This window comes from Lysobacterales bacterium, assembly GCA_014946745.1.
In the GTDB taxonomy this organism is placed as follows: domain Bacteria; phylum Pseudomonadota; class Gammaproteobacteria; order Xanthomonadales; family Xanthomonadaceae; genus Aquimonas.
On sequence record JADCRD010000001.1, the window covers coordinates 1,183,953 to 1,201,785 of the forward strand.

Genomic DNA, 17,833 nt, shown 5'->3' on the forward strand with positions numbered 1-17,833 from the left:
GTCAGCGTGCCTCCACCAGGTAGCGCAGCGCCGGCTGCGCCAGCAACGATCCCGACCGCGGATCGGCCAGAGACGACACATCCACGCTGGTACCGACTCCGAAGCCGGCGCGGGTTGCGGCGGCGATCACGGCCGCTCGGTTGGCGGCAGGCACCGGCTGCGTGATGGTGGCGTGCACTGTCTCGCCGGAGAACGGGTCCACCGTGAACACCGACGCGTCGCTGGCCGGCAATGGGATGCGAGGGCCGTCCTCGGTGTAGCGCAAGTACTGGATGTCGACCGGCAGGGTTTTCTGCCCGGCCGGGACCTCGGGGATGATGGTGAGCCCGGTCAAAGCATCGGGGATGACCGTGTCCGCCAGGGGATCGATGCCGGTGGGGATGCCGTGCGCATCGAGCTGGCGCAGGTTCCACAGCGCGCGCGGCACCGCGCCGATGGTGCGCGTGGCGAAGAACGTCGTGTCCTCCGGCGAATCCGCCGTCACTGTGAGTGTCGAGGTGAACTGGCCGGGCGCGATGTCGCTGGGGCCGACGGCGATGTGCGTCTCCCAGGTGCTCGTGTCGTGAGGGTCCGCGGCCAGAGTGGCGTTGCGTGACCCTTGGAGCACGGGCGTGACGACCGGAATGCTGCTGGCGATGGCCAGCTCGATCGTGTCACCGTCCACCAGCCAGTCCAGCGGGAAGGCGGCGCCGGCCACAGGAGGCAGCGTGCGCAGGATGCCGGTCACGCCGTTGATCTGCACCACCGGCGGCTTGGCGGTGTCGGCCTTGCCCGACAGGGCCTGGGGCTTCGCGCTCGCCTGACGGCTGGGGAGCACCTGCCGCACGAAATCCGGCCATTCGATCGACTGGGGCACGACTTCATCGGCGCCGAAGCCGATGGTGAAGGACACGATGTCCAGGTCCACGTGCACGCGGCCGCCGAAGGGCGGGCCCCAGATTTCGCCATCTACGCCCAGGTGCACGGTGATGGTAAACGAGGTGAACCACAGGTCGATGTGCACCGACGCGCCAAGTTCGATCGACACGCTGATGAAGTAGTGCAGCGGCTTGAACAGCAGCAGGAAGTCCGCTTCGACGACGAACCATGCGCGGATGGACCCGCTGGACCACACGGCGCGCAGCCCACCGCCGGCCATCACCGCGCTGGCCGTGAGGGCGAAGTACTCGTCGCCGCTGATGCTGAGCTGGTCCGTCACCTGCCAGTTCAGCCCCAGCCGCGGCACATCAGGGTAGTGGGAAGGCTTGTTGAAGCGTGGGCTGTAGCCGCCCAGCGTGAGCACGAACTCGCCCGGGTGGTCCTTGCCGTACCACATGTAAAAGGCGAAGCCGCCCGTCAGGTGGCATTGCCGCGACAGCAGGAACGAGCGTGGCGTCAGCTGGCCCGACACGGCGATGAGGCCGTGCGCCGGCTGGAACGACGCCTCCAGCGCCAGCTCGGCCAGCGCGATCGGGTTGATGATGTCATCCGGCGGCAGGGACAGCGACGACAGGCCCAGCAGGTCGATCTCGAATTCGTTGCCGAACTTCACCACCAGCAGCGCGAAGCTGTCGATCAGCTGGAACGAGCTGAAGCGGATGCCGGCCGCGAGCCAGTACTCGCCGATGGACGGCGCTACCACGCCGCTGCTGGCCAGCCGCTGCATCGCGTCCTGCACCTTGCCGCCGGTGTCGCCGCCCGAGGTGGAGTTGGGGCCGCCGCCCTTGGCCCATGCGATCAGCGGGAAATCGCCCAGTGAGCCGACCGGAGGCACCACCAGCTCCCGGTTGAGGCCGAACCCGGCCGCCAGGCCCGTGACGAAGAAGAAGGGCGGGCCGCCCAGCTCCGCATTGAGCACCGCGTACAGAAAGCAGCTCGGGTGCCCCTGGTAATTCGCATAGGCGCCCAGCGCGCCGATGGAGAAGCTGGGCAGCGACAGGCCCAGCTCGCCATACAGGTCCACCGGGTCGATCTTTCCGACCAGTGCGCCGCTGAAACCCATGGGCCCGGCATTGACGCTGATGGTCACACCATCGACAGTGAACCGAGGTTTGAGGCTGTCCAAGGGTGAGCCCACGCCGAGGCCGATGAGACCCAGTTGCACGGGGCCCGCTTCGAGCGAGGCATTCATCAGGCCCCAGATCGTGCTGTCGGCGTAGCGCAGGCCGATTTTCTGGATCGACACCGGACCGATGCTCTTTTGCACGTCGAACCAGCTCGTGGTGCCACCAGTGTCGGCCGACGCTAGGCCGATGAGCGCGAGCTGGGGCGCGCCGCCGCCGCCCAGCGGAATGCTCACCGGGCGGGGCGAGCTGCCCGACACGTCCAGCTCGGCAGCCAGCAGGATGCGCTGGGCCAGTCCCGCCAGCGGGATGCGGGGAAAGACGCTGTCCGGGTCGGCCGCGGCGATCTGCGTGTTGAGCAGGTTCGCTGCCGTGCCGGCCAGCGGCGCCGGGAACGCAATCGCGGCCTGGATCTTTTCCAGCGCTACCTCACCGATCTTGGCCAGCTCGGGGCCGACCAGCGGCAGCTGCGCCAGGCTGAGCGTGCGGTTGGCCGCGAGGACGAAAACATGCTGGCGGGCGGCTCCAGCCTGGCCCGCCTGGGTGATGTAGCTGACCTTGCCGTAGTTGGGATTGGCCGACGCCGCGCCGACGAACAATGAGCTGGCCTGGCCTTTGGGCGCGTCATAGCGCAGGGTGATCTGCATGAGGTCGAGATTGAGCCCCTGCGGAACTGGCGGCAGCTCGAAGCCGAAGACTTTGGCGATGTCGCCGAAGCCCAGCGGCCGGGTGGACTTGAAGCTGGCCAGAAACCAGGTGTCGGCCGGCGCCCTACTGAACACCACGTCGAATTCCAGCGACGTGTTCGCATCCGGCTTGAGCGTTAGCACGCCCGTGAACAGCGCCGACCAAGCCTTTTTGACCTCGTCGTAGGTGATGGTGACGCGAATCTTCAGCCCCGCCGTCGCACCCGCGACGGTGGTGGTGGCGTCGCAGGAAAAGTCGAAGGTGTCGGTGGCGCTCTGCCCGGTGGTGCGCGTGAAGTCCAGCTCGATCAGCGTGATCTGCAGGTTGGCGATGGGCGCCGGGATCGCGCTAGCGGCGATGCCGAACTTCTTGAGCAGCGCCGCGATCAGGTCGCCCGCGGGCAGGCTGCCGGCTTTGGCCGACAGCGACAGCGCGCCGCCGCTGTCGTAGGCGCCGATAAGCTCCAGGCTGACCCCGTGGCGCGCGTCTACCGGGATCGAGAACACCGCGAGCAGTTCGCCGTGGCCGGTGATGCCGCCCTGGTAGGAAATGCCCAGGTTGAAGTGGAACTTGTCCAGCTCGACGCCATGCGCGATCTCGAACGGTTTGTCGATCGCCAGCGCGAAGTCGACGTGCTGGGCCGAGACGTAGTAGCCCAGCGAAAGCACCGAAAGCCCGATGTCCGGGAAGTTGTGCGGTAGCGTGACGCCAAAGGCGGTGAAGGCGTCGCCCACCGACAGCCGGGTGTCCGGCTCGAGATAGACGGTGATCGCCTGGTCGGTGGACGACCCCGACACATCGAACTGCACGGAGGCGTCGACGTGGGCCGGGCCGATCTGGGTCTTCGCGGTGGCCACGGCCTGGAAGCTCGTTTCGCCGTCAAAGTGGCCGACAAAATCGAACTCGAAGCCGGTGAACGCGAAGTGGTTGCCGAAGGGCTTCCACGGCGGGTCGGGGTTGAAGGCGAGGCCCAGCTTCAATCCAGAGCATTTGCCCGCGCCCGGGCTGAAGGCGATCTCGAACGCGCTCAGCGTCAAGTGCTCCAGCGGAAAGCTGGAAGCCGGCAGCAGCGACAACGCCTGTGTGCCGCCGCTCAGCGCCGTCATCAGCTCGGTGCTGAAGGGCTGCGAGGTGTTTTCCGAGACGGTGAGCGTCCAGTCCGCGCCCGGAACGGCGGGCAGCGTGAGCAGGGCGTCGAACTCGGTCCCGTCGGCGAACAGGATGGCGCCGAAGGCCAGCGTCACCGCGCCGGCGCCCGGATCCGCGGTCACCTGCGCGACGAGGTTGCCCAGCGACAAGCTGGTGAACGCCGGCAGGGGCTGCCACCGGTAGCTCTTGGGACGGGCCACGGCCAGGCCGAGGATCAGCGCGTCGTCGACGTCCTCGAAACTGAAGGTGAGCACGCAGGTCTCGCCCAACACAGTTGCCGTGCCCGTCAGCCGGGCGGCGTTCAGGTCCACGGCGATGCTCGACAGCGCGAAGTCGCCGGGGTGCGCGATCACCTGGAACACCTGCTGGACGATGGCGGGGCCGAACAGCCCGGGCCCGATGGCGGCGGCGCCGCCGGCCGGCAGGCCGCTGAGCCAGGCCTTGGCCTGGTCGAGCGTGGTGATTGGGGAGGGTGCGGCGGTCATGGCGGGTCCCTAGGCAATGCCGTGGCCGATGGCGGCGAAGGCGGTGGCGGCGTAGGCGCCGCCCAGTGCAGCCTGGTTGCCGAGGCGGACATTGCCCGGGTTGGCGCCGGCGTTGAACGCCGCGCCTTCTGCCGTGCCGGTTTCGGTTGGCGCGGTCCAGCCGGCGGCCTGGTAGTTGGCGACGGCGCCCGCCACCGGGAAGCCATAGGCGTGGTTGCCCGTCGCCGGGTTGATGCCGTACGAGTAGGCGATGTAGCCGCTGGCCGCGCCGCCCGGAATGGCGGGCAGGTTGGCGCTGGCGCCGTGAGCGATGGAGCCGTGGTGCACGGCGCCGATGCCCGTCAGCCCGGCACGCGCGGCCAGGGGCAGGTAGACGAAGTTGCCGTCGCCCGTCAGAAGGAACTGCGAGGCCGCGCCCGCCGCGACATCGACCGGAACGCGCAGGGCCAGGCCCGAATTGTTGATGAGGATGCCGCCGAAAGCGCCGCCCGGCGGCACGTACTTGTAGAGCGTGTACGAAAAGGCGTTGGGCGTGCCGGCGCCGTAATTCAGCACCTGCGGCGGCGTTCCCGCTGGCACTTGCGCCTGTGCGCCGGCGATCTGGTGGTTGATGAAGTTCTGCGCCGTGGGGCTCATGGGCTGCTGCGGATACACCCAATTGCACGCGGCCAAGGTGCTGCCGCCGAAGGCCGGCGCCGCGCCCAGGCGCCAATGGTCCCAGTCCCAGTGCGACAGGATGATGGGCACGCCGCCGGCGGCGTTGTTGTAAATGGGACCGGTGAACGTGCCCAGGTCGCGCCGCATGTTGGCCGGCAGCGTGCCGCGGAAGAAGCCGAGAGGGTAGCCGGTGTCGTAGTAGAAAACGGGCTCCATGGCGCGGTTGAACAGCAGGTTGCAGCCGCCCTGACCGACGTTCATCACGCCGAGTGCGCCGGACGACGGCGGCGGCAGCACCACCAAGGCCGGGGCGAGCTTGAGGCGCTTGGTGGGCGGCCCCGTGACCGCGCCGCCCAGGGGCAGACCGTTCATGTCGGTGAACGAGCGCTTCTTGCCGCGCGTACGGTCGCCGTCCAGCTGAAGGGGCCCGGCCGCGTTCTGCCTGGACGGCCGCACGAGCACGACTTCGGGGCCCTGCACAGCGGGTATCCACAGCAGGTTCCAATCGGCGATTTGCCAATAGCCGTAGCGCGGCGTCCACACGTCGCCCTTGCCGGCGGTGAACTCGTCGGCCGGGGGGTACAGCTCGCCCAACAGCACCTGCTTGGGGTCGCCCCCTTCCACCAGGAACAGCGAATACCACGAGCCCTCGATGGGGCCGTCGGTGCCGGCCTTCAGCACATTGCTCACCACGCTGTCCGCGCTGCCCGTCACATGCAGCAGGATGGTGGGCAGCAGGGGCCAGCGCCGCGGCGGCTTCCTCAGCGCAAGCAGCGCGTATTCGACCGGGATCATGTCGAACAGCAGGTACCAGCTCTTGTCCACCGGGTTCTGGTCCACCTTGGTCAGGCAGGCCAGATACTCGTTATGCGCCGACTTGGGGTCGTCGAACGAGGGCTGTGTCAGCTGGTGCTGAACGTTGAACGCTACCGCATCCCATGGATCACTCAAAGCGCTCCCTCCGCTGGTTAAACGGAAACCCATTGGCCCTGCACGGCGGAAGCAATATGCGGGGATGTAACATTTCAGTCGACGTTTTGCTAAGCCATATTGAATCACCGGCGACCGATATAGCGCGACCTGTCAGAACTGACAGAGCAGGCCAGTGCAATCGTGCCGCTTTCCCACCGCAGCACTGGCTTGCAAGAGCGCGGGAGTCGCGTTGTCAGAACTGACAGGTTGTCAGCCGCTTGCCCCAGCTGCGGCGCTCGCCGCATGGCGGAGTCGGCGCGGCATGTGGTGAAGAAGGTGTTCGGCCCGCGGTCGGTGCGGCACTGGGGCTGAGTGTTCCGTAGCCCTTGCGTTTCCTGTTCTCCAGGAAGCCCAACGCCGTCAGCCCGGTGCTGGGCATCTTGCAGCGCGTGATCGCCGGTTGGCTTGCCGATCAGGCCGGCGTGCCGCGGGATAGGCGCCGTTCTGTTCGTCCTCGATCCTCCCCATCGGCTACGCCTGCATTCTGATGATGGGCGGCGAGGGCCTGAAGAAGGCCACCGAGGTCGCGATCCTGTCGGCCAACTACATCACCGATCGCCTGCAGCCGCATTTCCCGACCCTGTACCGCAACCGCAACGGCCGCGTCGCGCGCGAGTGCATCATCGATCCGCGCCCGCTGAAGGACAGCTGCGGCGTCAGCGTGGACGACATCGCCAAGCGCCTGATCGACTACGGCTTCCATGCGCCTACCATGAGCTTCCCGGTGGTGGGCACATTGATGATCCAGCCGACCGAGTCCGAGGCCAAGGTCGAGATCGACCGCTTCTGCGTCGCAATGATCGCGATCCGCCGTGAGATCGCCGAAGTCGAGGCCGGCCGCTTCAGCATCGAGCAGAGCCCGCTGCGTCATGCGCCGCACACCGTGCACGATCTGGTGGATGCCGACTGGAACCGCGCCTGCAGCCGCGAGGAGGCGGTGTTCCCTGCCGGCGTCGCCCGCACCGACAAATACTGGTGCCCGGTCGGCCGCGTCGACAACGTGTTCGGCGATCGCAACCTGATCTGCACCTGCCCGACGCCGGATGCGTATCGGGACGAGGCGGCGTGAAGCACTGAACAACCTGCGCCCCGGACCGAAGGGGCGCAGGCAGTTTCCGCGCTTCTGCGTCCTGCATCTTCACGGCCACCGTCATCTTCACGGCCACCGTGCTTGCCTCGCATCGACGGAAGTCTGGAGCGTGCAGCGCGAGTGGGCACCTGCAGCGAAGGAATTGGAGCGCGGAAGGCGATTGGCTTGAGCAACGGCAGCTCCAGCGAACTCGGTCCGCTTGGAGGGTCGCTCAGGCCGGGCTGGCCGCAGACGTGTTGGTGACTGCGCTGTGGGCGTGGAACGTCCACCGCGCCAACAATCGGGCCGCGCTGATCGGGAGCATCGACAGCCCGTTGAGGGCGGAACTTACCGGCGGCGGGCGCGCAGCTATGCGCCGTCTACGACACCCACCTGGCCACTGACTGCCCGACTCAGTCAGCAGCGCCTGCAGCCGCGAACGACTCGATGAGCTGATCGGAGCTGACCAGCCCCTGCATTCTGCTGAGTACTTGGCCATCCGGCGCAAACAGCAGCAGCTGCGTGGAACTCGCCTGATGCTCACGCATGAACTGCTGCCCCTCAGGTCGGCCGACATCCGCGATCAGGAAATGCAGGGCATCGCCAAGGCTTTCCCGCGCCGCGTCCAGTTCCCGGGTCTGCTGGTTGCTGACCAGCAGGTTCGGATCGTAGACGAACACCACAGCGGGCTTGCCTGCACCGATCTTGCTCAGATCCGTATCGAACCCGCGCGGCAGGTTCATCAGCACCAGCCCCAGCATCGCGACAAGGAAGGCCGTGATCGCGATGCGCTGCCAGGCCTTGCTGCGTCTTTCGGTGCCCTGAGTGGGGTCTTGCATGGGGAACTCCTTGCAGGTGCTCAGAAGGTGGAAACGGGGAGCAGCCGAACCAACGCGCAGCGTCTGCCTTGAGTGCCCCCAGGCGGCCTCTGGAGCCGCCGAAGTCACGGCATGCGGCGCTCGTCGAACTCCTCCAGAACACGGCGTATCGCTATCGACCCACAGCGCAAACGGAGACGGGCGATCCGCATGGCCGGCAGTGAACGGTTCGGTCTTCCGTCGAGCGGCTGGGCCCTCGGAACGCGGTCGCAGTCTACCGAGCCAATCCACCCGAGTTTAGATTCGTTCCGCCCTGCGCCCCGTGGGCTTGTAGCGCTTCGGTCCGCGACATCGCGCTCGCGAAAGGCCCGGCCGATGTGTGGATGGCGTGGACACGTCTGTGGTCCGCCTGCAAGCGCATCAGCGACCGCCATGCACGCAAGGTGATCGGCGCAGTGCCGGTCACTGCAAGTCGCCACATCGGTTCAGGACATCGCGTGGTGGACGTTCAGCGAAACCAGCCGCAGCGCTGCCACGGGCTGCGCGGGTTGCGCAGCAGCTCCTCGACGATCCGGACCATGCCTTCGAAGTCGGGTTCGTCGACGCCGCCCCAGAGCGCCCGCCCCAGCAGATAGCTGGTTGCGAACTCGCGCCAGGACTTGAACGTCCGCTGGGACACGAAGGCCGCCATCCGGATCATCGTCATGGCCTCGGCGCGGTTGAAGTAGCCCGCGCCAAAGGCGACGCGGCTGACCACCACCGCCCGGCCGAGGTCATAGGCGCGCGTGCCGCGCTCCACATCGGCCTGGGTGACCAGGTAGCCGAGGGCCTCAAGGCGCGCAATCGCTTCGGGATGATGGGCGATGAATTCCGCCAGCTCCGGGTTGTGCTCCAGGTCGTCGACGAAGACCTGCTCCAGATGCTCGCGGCTGACGTCGGGATCGCCCTCGCTGGCCGCGTCGATAAGCAGGTCGAAGGTCGCCGAATGGCCTTCCATGAGCAGCGACTGCACGCACTCCCGCGCCTGCGCCGCGTTTCGGGTGTTCCAGAAGTCGGCCAGCCACGTGCGCATCTCGGCGCGCGGCTTGTGCGGGTCCAGCGTATTGACGGGAAACGCGTTGTTCACTCCGAGTACCGCTCCCACCGCGAGCTCGCGCGTGAGCTCCGGGTTCTCCGGCACGTCGGGTGCCTCGGGAAACCAGGCCCTCCAGCGTTCATCCGAGCGCTGCCAGCGTCGCTTGGCCAGCCAGGCCGAGCTGGCCGCGAGCGCGAGACCGACACCGGTGCCGGCGAGGATCTGCAGCAGCTGCGTGTCTTCCATGCCATGGGTCCGTGCTTGGCGATGAGTCGAGCGATGAGCGTTTCCAGTATCGACGATCTGTGTTTTCCGCGGAGGGGCTGGCCTGAGCCGCCGCGACACGCAAGCCGGCCCGCGGCGCGTGGCGTTCGGATTTCGAGCGCCACCCCAAGTCCGCGGGACCACGATCGCGTGGGAGGCGCGATCAGGTTCGATCCTCAGCAGCTCCGACCGGAGACGGGCTGGGCCGAGGAGCGCGTGCAGCTGCTAGCATTCGCCACCCTTCACGCGCGGATCACTTGGATGCTCTCTCACCGCAGCCTGACCTTCTGGATCCTCGTGGCCCTGGTGCTGGGCATCGTGGCCGGCTTCGCCGTCAACCAGACGGTGGCCGATCCGAGTTCGATCATCGCCCATCTCGGTCTGGTCACCACGGTCTTCTTGCGCCTCATCAAGATGATCATCGCGCCGCTGGTGCTCGCCACGCTGGTGGTGGGCATCGCCAAGATGGGCGATGGGGCAGCGGTGGGGCGGGTCGGCATCAAGGCGGTGAGCTGGTTCGTGCTGGCCTCGGCGGCGTCGCTCAGCCTGGGGCTGCTGATGGTCAACCTGCTGGCGCCGGGCGTCGGGCTGGACGTTCCGCTGCCGGAGGCGGGTGCTGCGACCGGCATTTCCGCTACCGCGATGTCGCTGCAGGACTTCGTCACCCATCTGGTGCCGACCAGCATTTTCGACGGCTTGGCGAATAACGAGATCCTGCAGATCGTGGTGTTCTCGGTGCTGTTCGGCGCCGCCTGTGCGGCCATCGGCGAGAAGGGCAAGGCCCTGGTCGATGCGCTGGAAGGCCTGTCCTACGCCATGCTCAAGCTGACCATGTACGTGATGTGGTTCGCGCCGCTGGCGGTGTTCGCGGCGGTGGCCTCCACGGTGGCCAAGAGTGGCTTCGGCATCCTCGGCAAGTATGTGGAGTTCATGCTGGGCTTCTATCTGTCGATCCTGCTGCTGTGGCTGCTGCTGTTCGGCGCGGCTTTCCTCGTCATCGGCCGCCGCGCCGTGCGGCTGTTCGGCATCGTGCGCGAGCCGGTGATGCTGGCCTTTGCCACCGCGTCCAGCGAGGCCGCGTATCCGCGTACCTTGGCCCAGCTGGAAAAGTTCGGCTGCAGCAACCGCGTGGCCTCGTTCGTGCTGCCGCTCGGCTACTCGTTCAACCTCGATGGTTCGATGATGTACTGCACCTTCGCGGTGATGTTCATCGCCCAGGCCTACGGCATCGAGCTGACGTGGGCGCAGCAGCTGACCATGCTGCTGATCCTGATGGTGACCTCGAAGGGCATGGCCGGCGTTCCGCGCGCCTCGCTGGTGGTGATCGCGGCGACGCTCGCGCAGTTCGACCTGCCCGAGGCCGGCCTGCTGCTGCTGCTCGGCATTGACCACTTCCTCGATATGGGGCGTTCCGCCACCAACGTGATCGGCAACAGCGTCGCCACCGCCGTGGTGTCGAAGTGGGAAGGTCAGCTGCGCGCCGAGGGCGAGGCGGCGCCTGAGCTGATCGCCGCAACGGCCGACACCGGTGGGTCAGGGACGCCTCGCGCCTGATTGGCATACCGTGCGGTACGCCGCTTGCAGAGCGGGCTTACGGCAAGCCTGGGCACGCGATCTCCACTATCATTCGCGGCTCTTGAATGGCTCCGCCCCCAGAGCCAAGAACCTCCGCCATGTCGACTGCCGATCGCACCCTGCTGGACCCCATTCTTGAAGCCCTGAACGGGAGGCTGCCGGCGCCCCGGCAGGGCGATGCCGCCGCCTTCGCCCGCCGCTTCTTCGGGCGCATGGCGGCGGATGAACTGGCCGCGCGCGCGCCCGAGCTGTGGGCCGCGCTGATCGTCGAACTGCTGGAGTTCCTGCGCGAGCGCCGTCCCGGCACGCCCAAGCTGCGCATCTTCAATACGCAGGCGAGCGAGGGCTGGGACAGCGCGCATACGATCATCCAGATCGTCAACGACGACATGCCCTTCCTGGTCGATTCGGTGAGCATGGCCGTCGCCAACTGCGACCTGCAGCTGCACGCCATCATCCATCCGGTGCTGCCGGTGCAGCGCGACCCTGGTGGCCATGTGCTTTCGCTGGGTGAGCGCGGCGCCGACGAATCGGTCATGCATCTTGAGATCGACCGTCTCGCCGAGCCCGAGGACCTGCGTCGCGTGCAGGAGACCATTCTCAACGCGCTCGCCGACGTGCGCAGCTGCGTGCGCGACTGGTCGCCGATGCGCGAGCGCATGCTGACGGTCATCGCCTCGATGGACGAGCGGCCCATGCCGATCGGCGAAGAGGGCCGTCGCGAGGCGCAGGAGTTCCTGCGCTGGGCCGCCGACGACCACTTCACCTTCCTTGGCTATCGCGAGTACCGTCGCGACAACTCGAACGGCGAGGATCTGCTCTACGCCGTGCAGGGCACCGGGCTTGGCATCCTCTCCGGGCGCGACGCCACCGCCAAGCCGCGGCCGCTGAAGACCCTCGCCGCCAGCCATATGCCGCAGTCGGGCGCCGTGGGCGCCTTGATCCTCACCAAGACCAATGCGCGTAGCTCGGTGCATCGTCCGGGCTACATGGACTACATCGGCGTGCTGGTCTTCGATGACACCGGTCGCGCCGTTGCCGAGCACCGCTTCCTTGGCCTCTACACGTCCAGCGCCTATGCGTCGCGGCCCTGGACCATTCCGCTGGTGCGTCGCCGCTACGAGCACGTGATGCACGAGTCCGGCCTCGCGCCGAACAGCCACAGCGGCAAGTCGCTGCGCCACATCCTGGAAAGCCTGCCGCGCGATGAACTTTTCCAAGCGGGTGAGGACGAGCTGTACCAGACCTCGATGGGTATCCTCGCCCTGCAGGAGCGCTCGCGCACCCGCCTGTTCCTGCGCCGCGATCGCTACGGCCGCTTCTACTCCGTGCTGCTGTACATCCCGCGCGACCGCTACAACACCGAGGTGCGTCTGCGCGCTGAAGCCCTGCTGCGCGAGGCGCTGAACGGCGAGCGCCTCGACACCAATGTGCAAATGGGCGATTCGCCCTTGGCCCAGCTGCACATGATCGTGCGCCCGCGCAGCGGCGAGTCGATCGAAGTCGACGTCCCCGCGATCGAGGCCAAGCTGGCGCAGATCGTGCGCAACTGGCACGACGAACTGCGCGACCTGCTGGTGCAGCGCCTTGGCGAAGAGCGCGGGCTGAAGCTCACCCAGCGCTACGGCAAGGCCCTGCCGGTCGGCTATATCGAGCAGGCCACGCCGGAGGTCGCCGCCAAGGACGTCGAACAGGCCGCCGCCCTGCATGGCCCGGAAGACCTGCGCCTGCGCCTGTACCGCAGCAGCCGCGAGTCGGGCTCGCGCCTGCGCTTCAAGCTGTTCCGCTACGGCAGCCCGATCGTGCTGTCGGATGCGCTGCCGATGATGGAGAACATGGGCCTGCGCATCCTCTCCGAGCATCCCTTCGAGATGGTGGTCGGTGCCGAGTCGATCTTCATCCAGGATTTCGAAGTCGTCAGCTCGCAGGAGCAGGTCGGCTTCGGCAGCATCGATGTCGAAGCTCTGCGCGGCCGCTTCGAGGACGCCTTCGAGCACATCTGGCGCGGCCAGGCCGAGAGCGACGGCTTCAACGCGTTGATCCTCACCGCCGGCCTCGACTGGCGGCAGGTGGCGATGCTGCGCGGCTACTGCAAGTACCTGCTGCAGGCGCAGGCGCCGTTCTCGCAGCCCTACATGGAAGCCACGCTCAACCGCTATCCGCTGATCGCGCGGGTGCTGGTGGAGTACTTCCACGGCCTGTTCGACCCGAGCCGCCTGCGCGAGTCCGAGGCCGCACGCGCGGCCGGCGCGGCAGCGCTGCGCGCGAACCTGCTGGCGGTGGCCGGCGCCGAACCGGGCGAAGCCGTGTTGGCCCAGATCGAAGCGGTGGCGCAGGCTCGCGGGCTGGATTCCGGCGCGCTGGTCGATGCCGGGGACGATGCCCTCAGCGTGCTGCTGGAGGGCGTGTCCAGCCTGGATGAAGACCGCATCCTGCGCAGCTTCCTGGGGGTGATGCAGGCGACCCTGCGCACCAGCTACTTCCAGCGCCCGAGCGGCAAGCACCGCGACTACATCAGCTTCAAGTTCGACCCGAGCGCCGTGCCCGAGCTGCCGAAGCCGCGGCCTTACCGCGAGATCTTCGTTTACGGCCCGCGCGTCGAAGGCGTGCACCTGCGCTACGGCCCGGTCGCCCGCGGCGGCCTGCGCTGGTCGGATCGCCGCGAAGACTTCCGCACCGAGGTGCTGGGCCTGGTCAAGGCGCAGATGGTCAAGAACACGGTCATCGTGCCGGTCGGCGCCAAGGGCGGCTTCTATGCCAAGCGCCCGCCGATCGGCGGCGATCGCGACGCGATTCTGGCCGAGGGCATCGCCTGCTATCGCCTGTTCATCAACGGCCTGCTCGACATCACCGACAACCTCGGCGAGCAGGGCGTGATCCATCCGCAGGACGTGGTGCGTCGCGATGGCGATGACCCCTACCTGGTGGTGGCCGCTGACAAGGGCACGGCGACGTTCTCCGACATCGCCAACGCGATCTCGCTGGAGCACGGCTTCTGGCTGGGCGATGCCTTCGCCTCGGGCGGCTCGGTGGGCTACGACCACAAGGGCATGGGCATCACGGCCAAGGGCGGCTGGGAGTCGGTCAAGCGCCACTTCCGCGCCATGGGCCGCGACTCGCAGAGCGCCGATTTCACCTGCGTCGGCATCGGCGACATGTCGGGCGACGTGTTCGGCAACGGCATGCTGCTGTCGAAGCACATCCGCCTGCTGGCGGCATTCGATCACCGCCACATCTTCCTCGATCCCAACCCCGATGCAGCGCGCAGCTTCGTCGAGCGCGAGCGCATGTTCGCCCTGCCGCGCTCGTCCTGGGATGACTACGACAAGTCCCTGATCAGCGCGGGCGGCGGCATCTATCCGCGCAGCTTGAAGTCCATTCCAGTCAGCCCGCAGGTGCGCGAGGTGCTGGGCATCGCCGAGGGCGTGGCCGCACTGTCGCCGAACGAGCTGCTGACCGCGATCCTGAAGGCGCCGGTCGACCTGCTCTGGAACGGCGGCATTGGCACCTACGTCAAGGCCGGCAGCGAAACCCATGCCGATGTGGGCGACCGCGCCAACAACGCGATCCGCGTCAACGGCAGCGAGCTGCGCTGCCGCGTGGTGGGCGAGGGCGGCAACCTCGGCATGACCCAGAAGGGCCGCATCGAGGCGGCGCTGAACGGCGTGCTGCTCAACACCGACTTCATCGACAACTCGGCGGGCGTCGACACCTCGGACCACGAGGTCAACATCAAGATTCTGCTGAACGACGCGGTGGGTCGCGCCGAGCTCAGCACGCCGGACCGCAATGCGTTGCTGGCGGCGATGACCGACGACGTCGCGCAGCTGGTGCTGAACGACAACTACCGCCAGAACCAGGCGATCAGCCTGATGGAGCGGATGAGCGTCTACCGGCTGGGCTCGAAGCAGCACTTCATCCGCACGCTGGAGAGCCAGGGCCTGCTGGATCGCCAGCTGGAGTTCCTGCCGTCCGACACCGAGTTCGCCGAGCGCAAGGCGCGCGGGCTGGGCCTGACCCGACCGGAGCTGTCGATCCTGCTGTCGTACTCGAAGATCGTCGCCTTCCAGCAGCTGCTGGAGTCCGACGTGCCGGAAGATCCGTACCTCTCGAAGGAGCTGGTGCGCTACTTCCCGCAGGCGCTGCAGGAGCGCTACGCCGAGCACATGCAGCGCCATCGCCTGCGCCGCGAGATCATCGCCACCGCGGTGACCAACTCGATGGTCAACCGCATGGGCTCGACCTTCTTGATGCGCATGCAGGAGGACACCGGCCGCAGCCCTGCGCAGATCGCCAAGGCCTACAGCATCGCCCGCGAAGTGCTCAACGCTCGCGCGCTGTGGGCCGACATCGACGCCCTCGACCTGAAGGTGCTGGAGTCGGCGCAGATCGACGCGCTGCTGGAGATCTGGAGCTTGCTGCGCACCATGACGCGCTGGCTGCTGAACCGCCCCGGCGATCGTTTCGACATCGCCGACGCGGTGGCCCGCTACCAGCCGGGCATCGAAGCGCTCCGCGCGGCGCTGCCCGAGATCCTCTCCGAGGGCGATCGCACGCGCTTTGCCGATGCGCGCGCGGGCTGGCTCGACGCCGGTCTGCCGCAGGGCCTGTCGCAGCAGCTGGCAACCCTGTCGATGCTGTACTCGGCGCTGGATGTGGTCGAGGTCGCCAGCGTGCATCAGCTGCCGGTCACCGATGTCGCCCGCGTCTTCTCCGGCCTCGGCGAAGCCCTGCACCTGCAGTGGCTGCTGCAGAAGATCGAAGAGCTTCCGGTCGACGGCCGCTGGCATGCGCTGGCGCGTGGCTCGATGCGCGACGAGATGCAGCAGCAGCAGGGCGCGCTGGTGGCCCAGGTGCTGCGCCACGGCAAGGGCGATGTCGGCAAGCGTCTGTCGGCCTGGCTGGGCCGCGACGACACCGCGCTCAAGTTCACCCTGAACATGTTCGCCGACATGCGCACCCAGCTGGCCATGGACTACCCCACGGTGTCGGTGGCGGTGCGTCGACTGGCCCAGCTGGCCGCCGCTGGCAGCGCCTGAGCTCCGCTCGCGTCGAGGAATGAACGGGCGGCCCGTGCGGACTATCCACACGGGCCGGCCTGCACGCGCACGGCGCGCTGTGGCATGGTGAGGCTCGCACTCGGCTTCTTCGGGCCGGGTTTGCCTTGACTCCCTTCTGCACCCCGATCGGACAGGATCTCGCCATGCGCATCGCCGTGCTCGCCAGCCGCACCCCTGAAGCACAGGCCGCCCGCGCCGAGCTGGAAGCCCTGCATCCGGCGGTCGAGCTGGACCAGTGCGAGGCGGTGGTCGCCATCGGCGGCGATGGCTTCATGCTGCAGACCCTGCACCGCACGCAGTCCTTCGGCGTGCCGGTGTTCGGCATGAAGACCGGCAGCGTCGGCTTTCTGATGAACGCCTGGCGCGCCGATGGACTGGTCGAGCGCATCCAGGCGGCCGAGGCGGCGGTGCTGCGTCCTCTCGAGATGCTGGCGATTTCCGAATCCGGCAGCAGCAGCGGCGCGCTGGCCTTCAATGAAGTGTCGCTGCTGCGTCAGACCAAGCAGGCGGCCAAGATCCGCATCCGCCTGAACAACGCGGTGCGCCTCGATGAGCTGGTCTGCGACGGCATCATGGTCGCCACGCCGGCCGGCTCCACGGCCTACAACCTGTCCGCGCACGGGCCGATCCTGCCGCTCGACAGCTCGGTGCTGGCGCTGACCCCGATCAGCCCGTTCCGCCCCAGGCGCTGGCGTGGCGCCATCCTGCGCTCCGATGCGGAGGTCAGCTTCGAGATCCTCGATCACTACAAGCGGCCGGTGAGCGCGACCGCCGATTCCACCGAGATCCGCGATGTGGTCGAGGTGCGCGTGCGGCAGAGCCCCGAGCGCACCGTGCGCCTGCTGTTCGACCCCGAGCACAACCTCGAAGAGCGCATCCTCGCCGAGCAGTTCGAAGCCTGAGGCGCAGCGTCGAGTTCGGCGCCCGGCCTGTACGCGGCGCCGCCAGTGGCGCAGCCCACGCGGCGCGCCGGGCGATGATGCGGCGCGCGATGCGCGGCGCGTGCTCATCGTTCACTCTCGGCCGTCGCGGCACTGTGTCGCGGTGATCTCCGCAGGGGGCGGAAACCATGGGCAACAACCTGATCTTCAGCGCCGGACTGCCGATCGCGCTCGCGATCGTGATGATCGGCCTGGGCCTGCATCTCGGCGTCGCCGACTTCAAGCGCGTGGCGACCGCGCCGCGTGCCGTGGTGGTGGCGCTGGCCGTGCAGACCGGCGTGTTGCCGGCGGTGGCTTTCGGTCTCGTCTTCGCCTTTGCTCTACCGCCTGAACTTGGATTGGGCCTGGTGCTGCTGGCTGCTTCGCCCGGCGGCGTCACCGCCAACCTGTTTTCGCATCTGGCGCGCGGGGATGTGGCGCTGAACATCACGCTCACCGCCATCAACAGCGCGCTGTGCCTCATCACTCTGCCGCTATGGACCGCGCTGGGTCTCGCCTGGCTGATTGGCAGCGAGCAGGCGGTGCCGCCGCCGACGCAGAAGATCATCGAGGTCGGCCTGCTGGTGCTGCTGCCGGTGCTGATCGGCATGGGCCTGCGCGCCTGGAAGCCGGCGCTGGCGGAGCGCCTGGACAAGCCCGTGCGCATCCTTTCGACCCTGATCCTGGTGCTGCTGATCGCGGCCGCCGTGGTGATCGAGCGCAAGACGCTCGCCACCCACGCGCTGGCGCTCGGCGGCGTGGTGCTGCTGTTCAATCTGGCCAGCCTGCTCTCGGGCTACTGGGCCGGTCGCCTCGCGCGGCTCGGCGTGCCGCAGGCCACCGCGATCGCTTTCGAAATCGGCATCCACAACGGCACCCTGGCGATTTTCGTGGCCCTCAGCGTGCTGCAGATGCCCGCAGCCTCGGTCGCGCCGGCGCTGTATTCGCTGGTGATGTACGTCACCGGCGGCGTGTTCGCCTGGTGGATCCTCCGCCGGCAGCGACAGACGGGCGCGCCGAAGTAGGCAGGGTCGCAGCCTGACACGTCGCAGCGCGCGGG

At 67.8% G+C, this 17,833-nt stretch carries 8 protein-coding genes and 1 pseudogene; 5 read left to right on the plus strand and 4 right to left on the minus strand.

What is annotated here, in order from left to right; translation table 11 throughout:
* Position 1: 1 nt before the first annotated feature.
* A complete protein-coding gene (locus H4O13_04790) occupies positions 2–4,363 on the minus strand; it encodes a hypothetical protein (GenBank protein MBE5314703.1) in 4,362 nt (1,453 codons plus the stop codon).
* Between the two features lie 9 nt (positions 4,364–4,372).
* On the minus strand, positions 4,373–5,971 hold the full coding sequence (locus tag H4O13_04795; GenBank protein ID MBE5314704.1) for a hypothetical protein: 1,599 nt from the start codon (positions 5,969–5,971) through the stop codon (positions 4,373–4,375).
* A gap of 445 nt (positions 5,972–6,416) precedes the next feature.
* On the opposite strand from H4O13_04795, the pseudogene H4O13_04800 reads away from it, so the two are divergent.
* Positions 6,417–7,061, plus strand: a pseudogene (locus H4O13_04800) (glycine dehydrogenase (aminomethyl-transferring)).
* A gap of 413 nt (positions 7,062–7,474) precedes the next feature.
* On the opposite strand, the gene H4O13_04805 reads toward H4O13_04800, so the two are convergent.
* Together H4O13_04805 and H4O13_04810 are read right to left on the minus strand one after the other, a co-directional pair.
* Complete coding sequence (locus tag H4O13_04805) at positions 7,475–8,008, minus strand: hypothetical protein (protein MBE5314705.1); 534 nt, start codon at positions 8,006–8,008, stop codon at positions 7,475–7,477.
* Between the two features lie 379 nt (positions 8,009–8,387).
* Positions 8,388–9,299 (minus strand): DUF1266 domain-containing protein, encoded by a 912-nt coding sequence (locus H4O13_04810; GenBank protein MBE5314706.1) that lies wholly within the window; start codon positions 9,297–9,299, stop codon positions 8,388–8,390.
* Positions 9,300–9,479: 180 nt separating this feature from the next.
* On the opposite strand from H4O13_04810, the gene H4O13_04815 reads away from it, so the two are divergent.
* From H4O13_04815 to H4O13_04830, 4 genes are all read left to right on the plus strand, one after another.
* Positions 9,480–10,772 (plus strand): dicarboxylate/amino acid:cation symporter, encoded by a 1,293-nt coding sequence (locus H4O13_04815; GenBank protein ID MBE5314707.1) that lies wholly within the window; start codon positions 9,480–9,482, stop codon positions 10,770–10,772.
* A gap of 86 nt (positions 10,773–10,858) precedes the next feature.
* Entirely contained in the window at positions 10,859–15,832 is a 4,974-nt protein-coding gene (locus H4O13_04820; protein MBE5314708.1) for an NAD-glutamate dehydrogenase, read from the plus strand.
* 164 nt (positions 15,833–15,996) lie between these two features.
* Positions 15,997–16,755, plus strand: a complete 759-nt coding sequence (locus H4O13_04825; GenBank protein ID MBE5314709.1) for an NAD kinase — start codon at positions 15,997–15,999, stop codon at positions 16,753–16,755.
* Between the two features lie 167 nt (positions 16,756–16,922).
* The gene (locus H4O13_04830) at positions 16,923–17,798 is read left to right on the plus strand and encodes a bile acid:sodium symporter family protein (GenBank protein ID MBE5314710.1); all 876 of its coding nucleotides are present in this window, start codon (positions 16,923–16,925) and stop codon (positions 17,796–17,798) included.
* Positions 17,799–17,833: the final 35 nt, after the last annotated feature.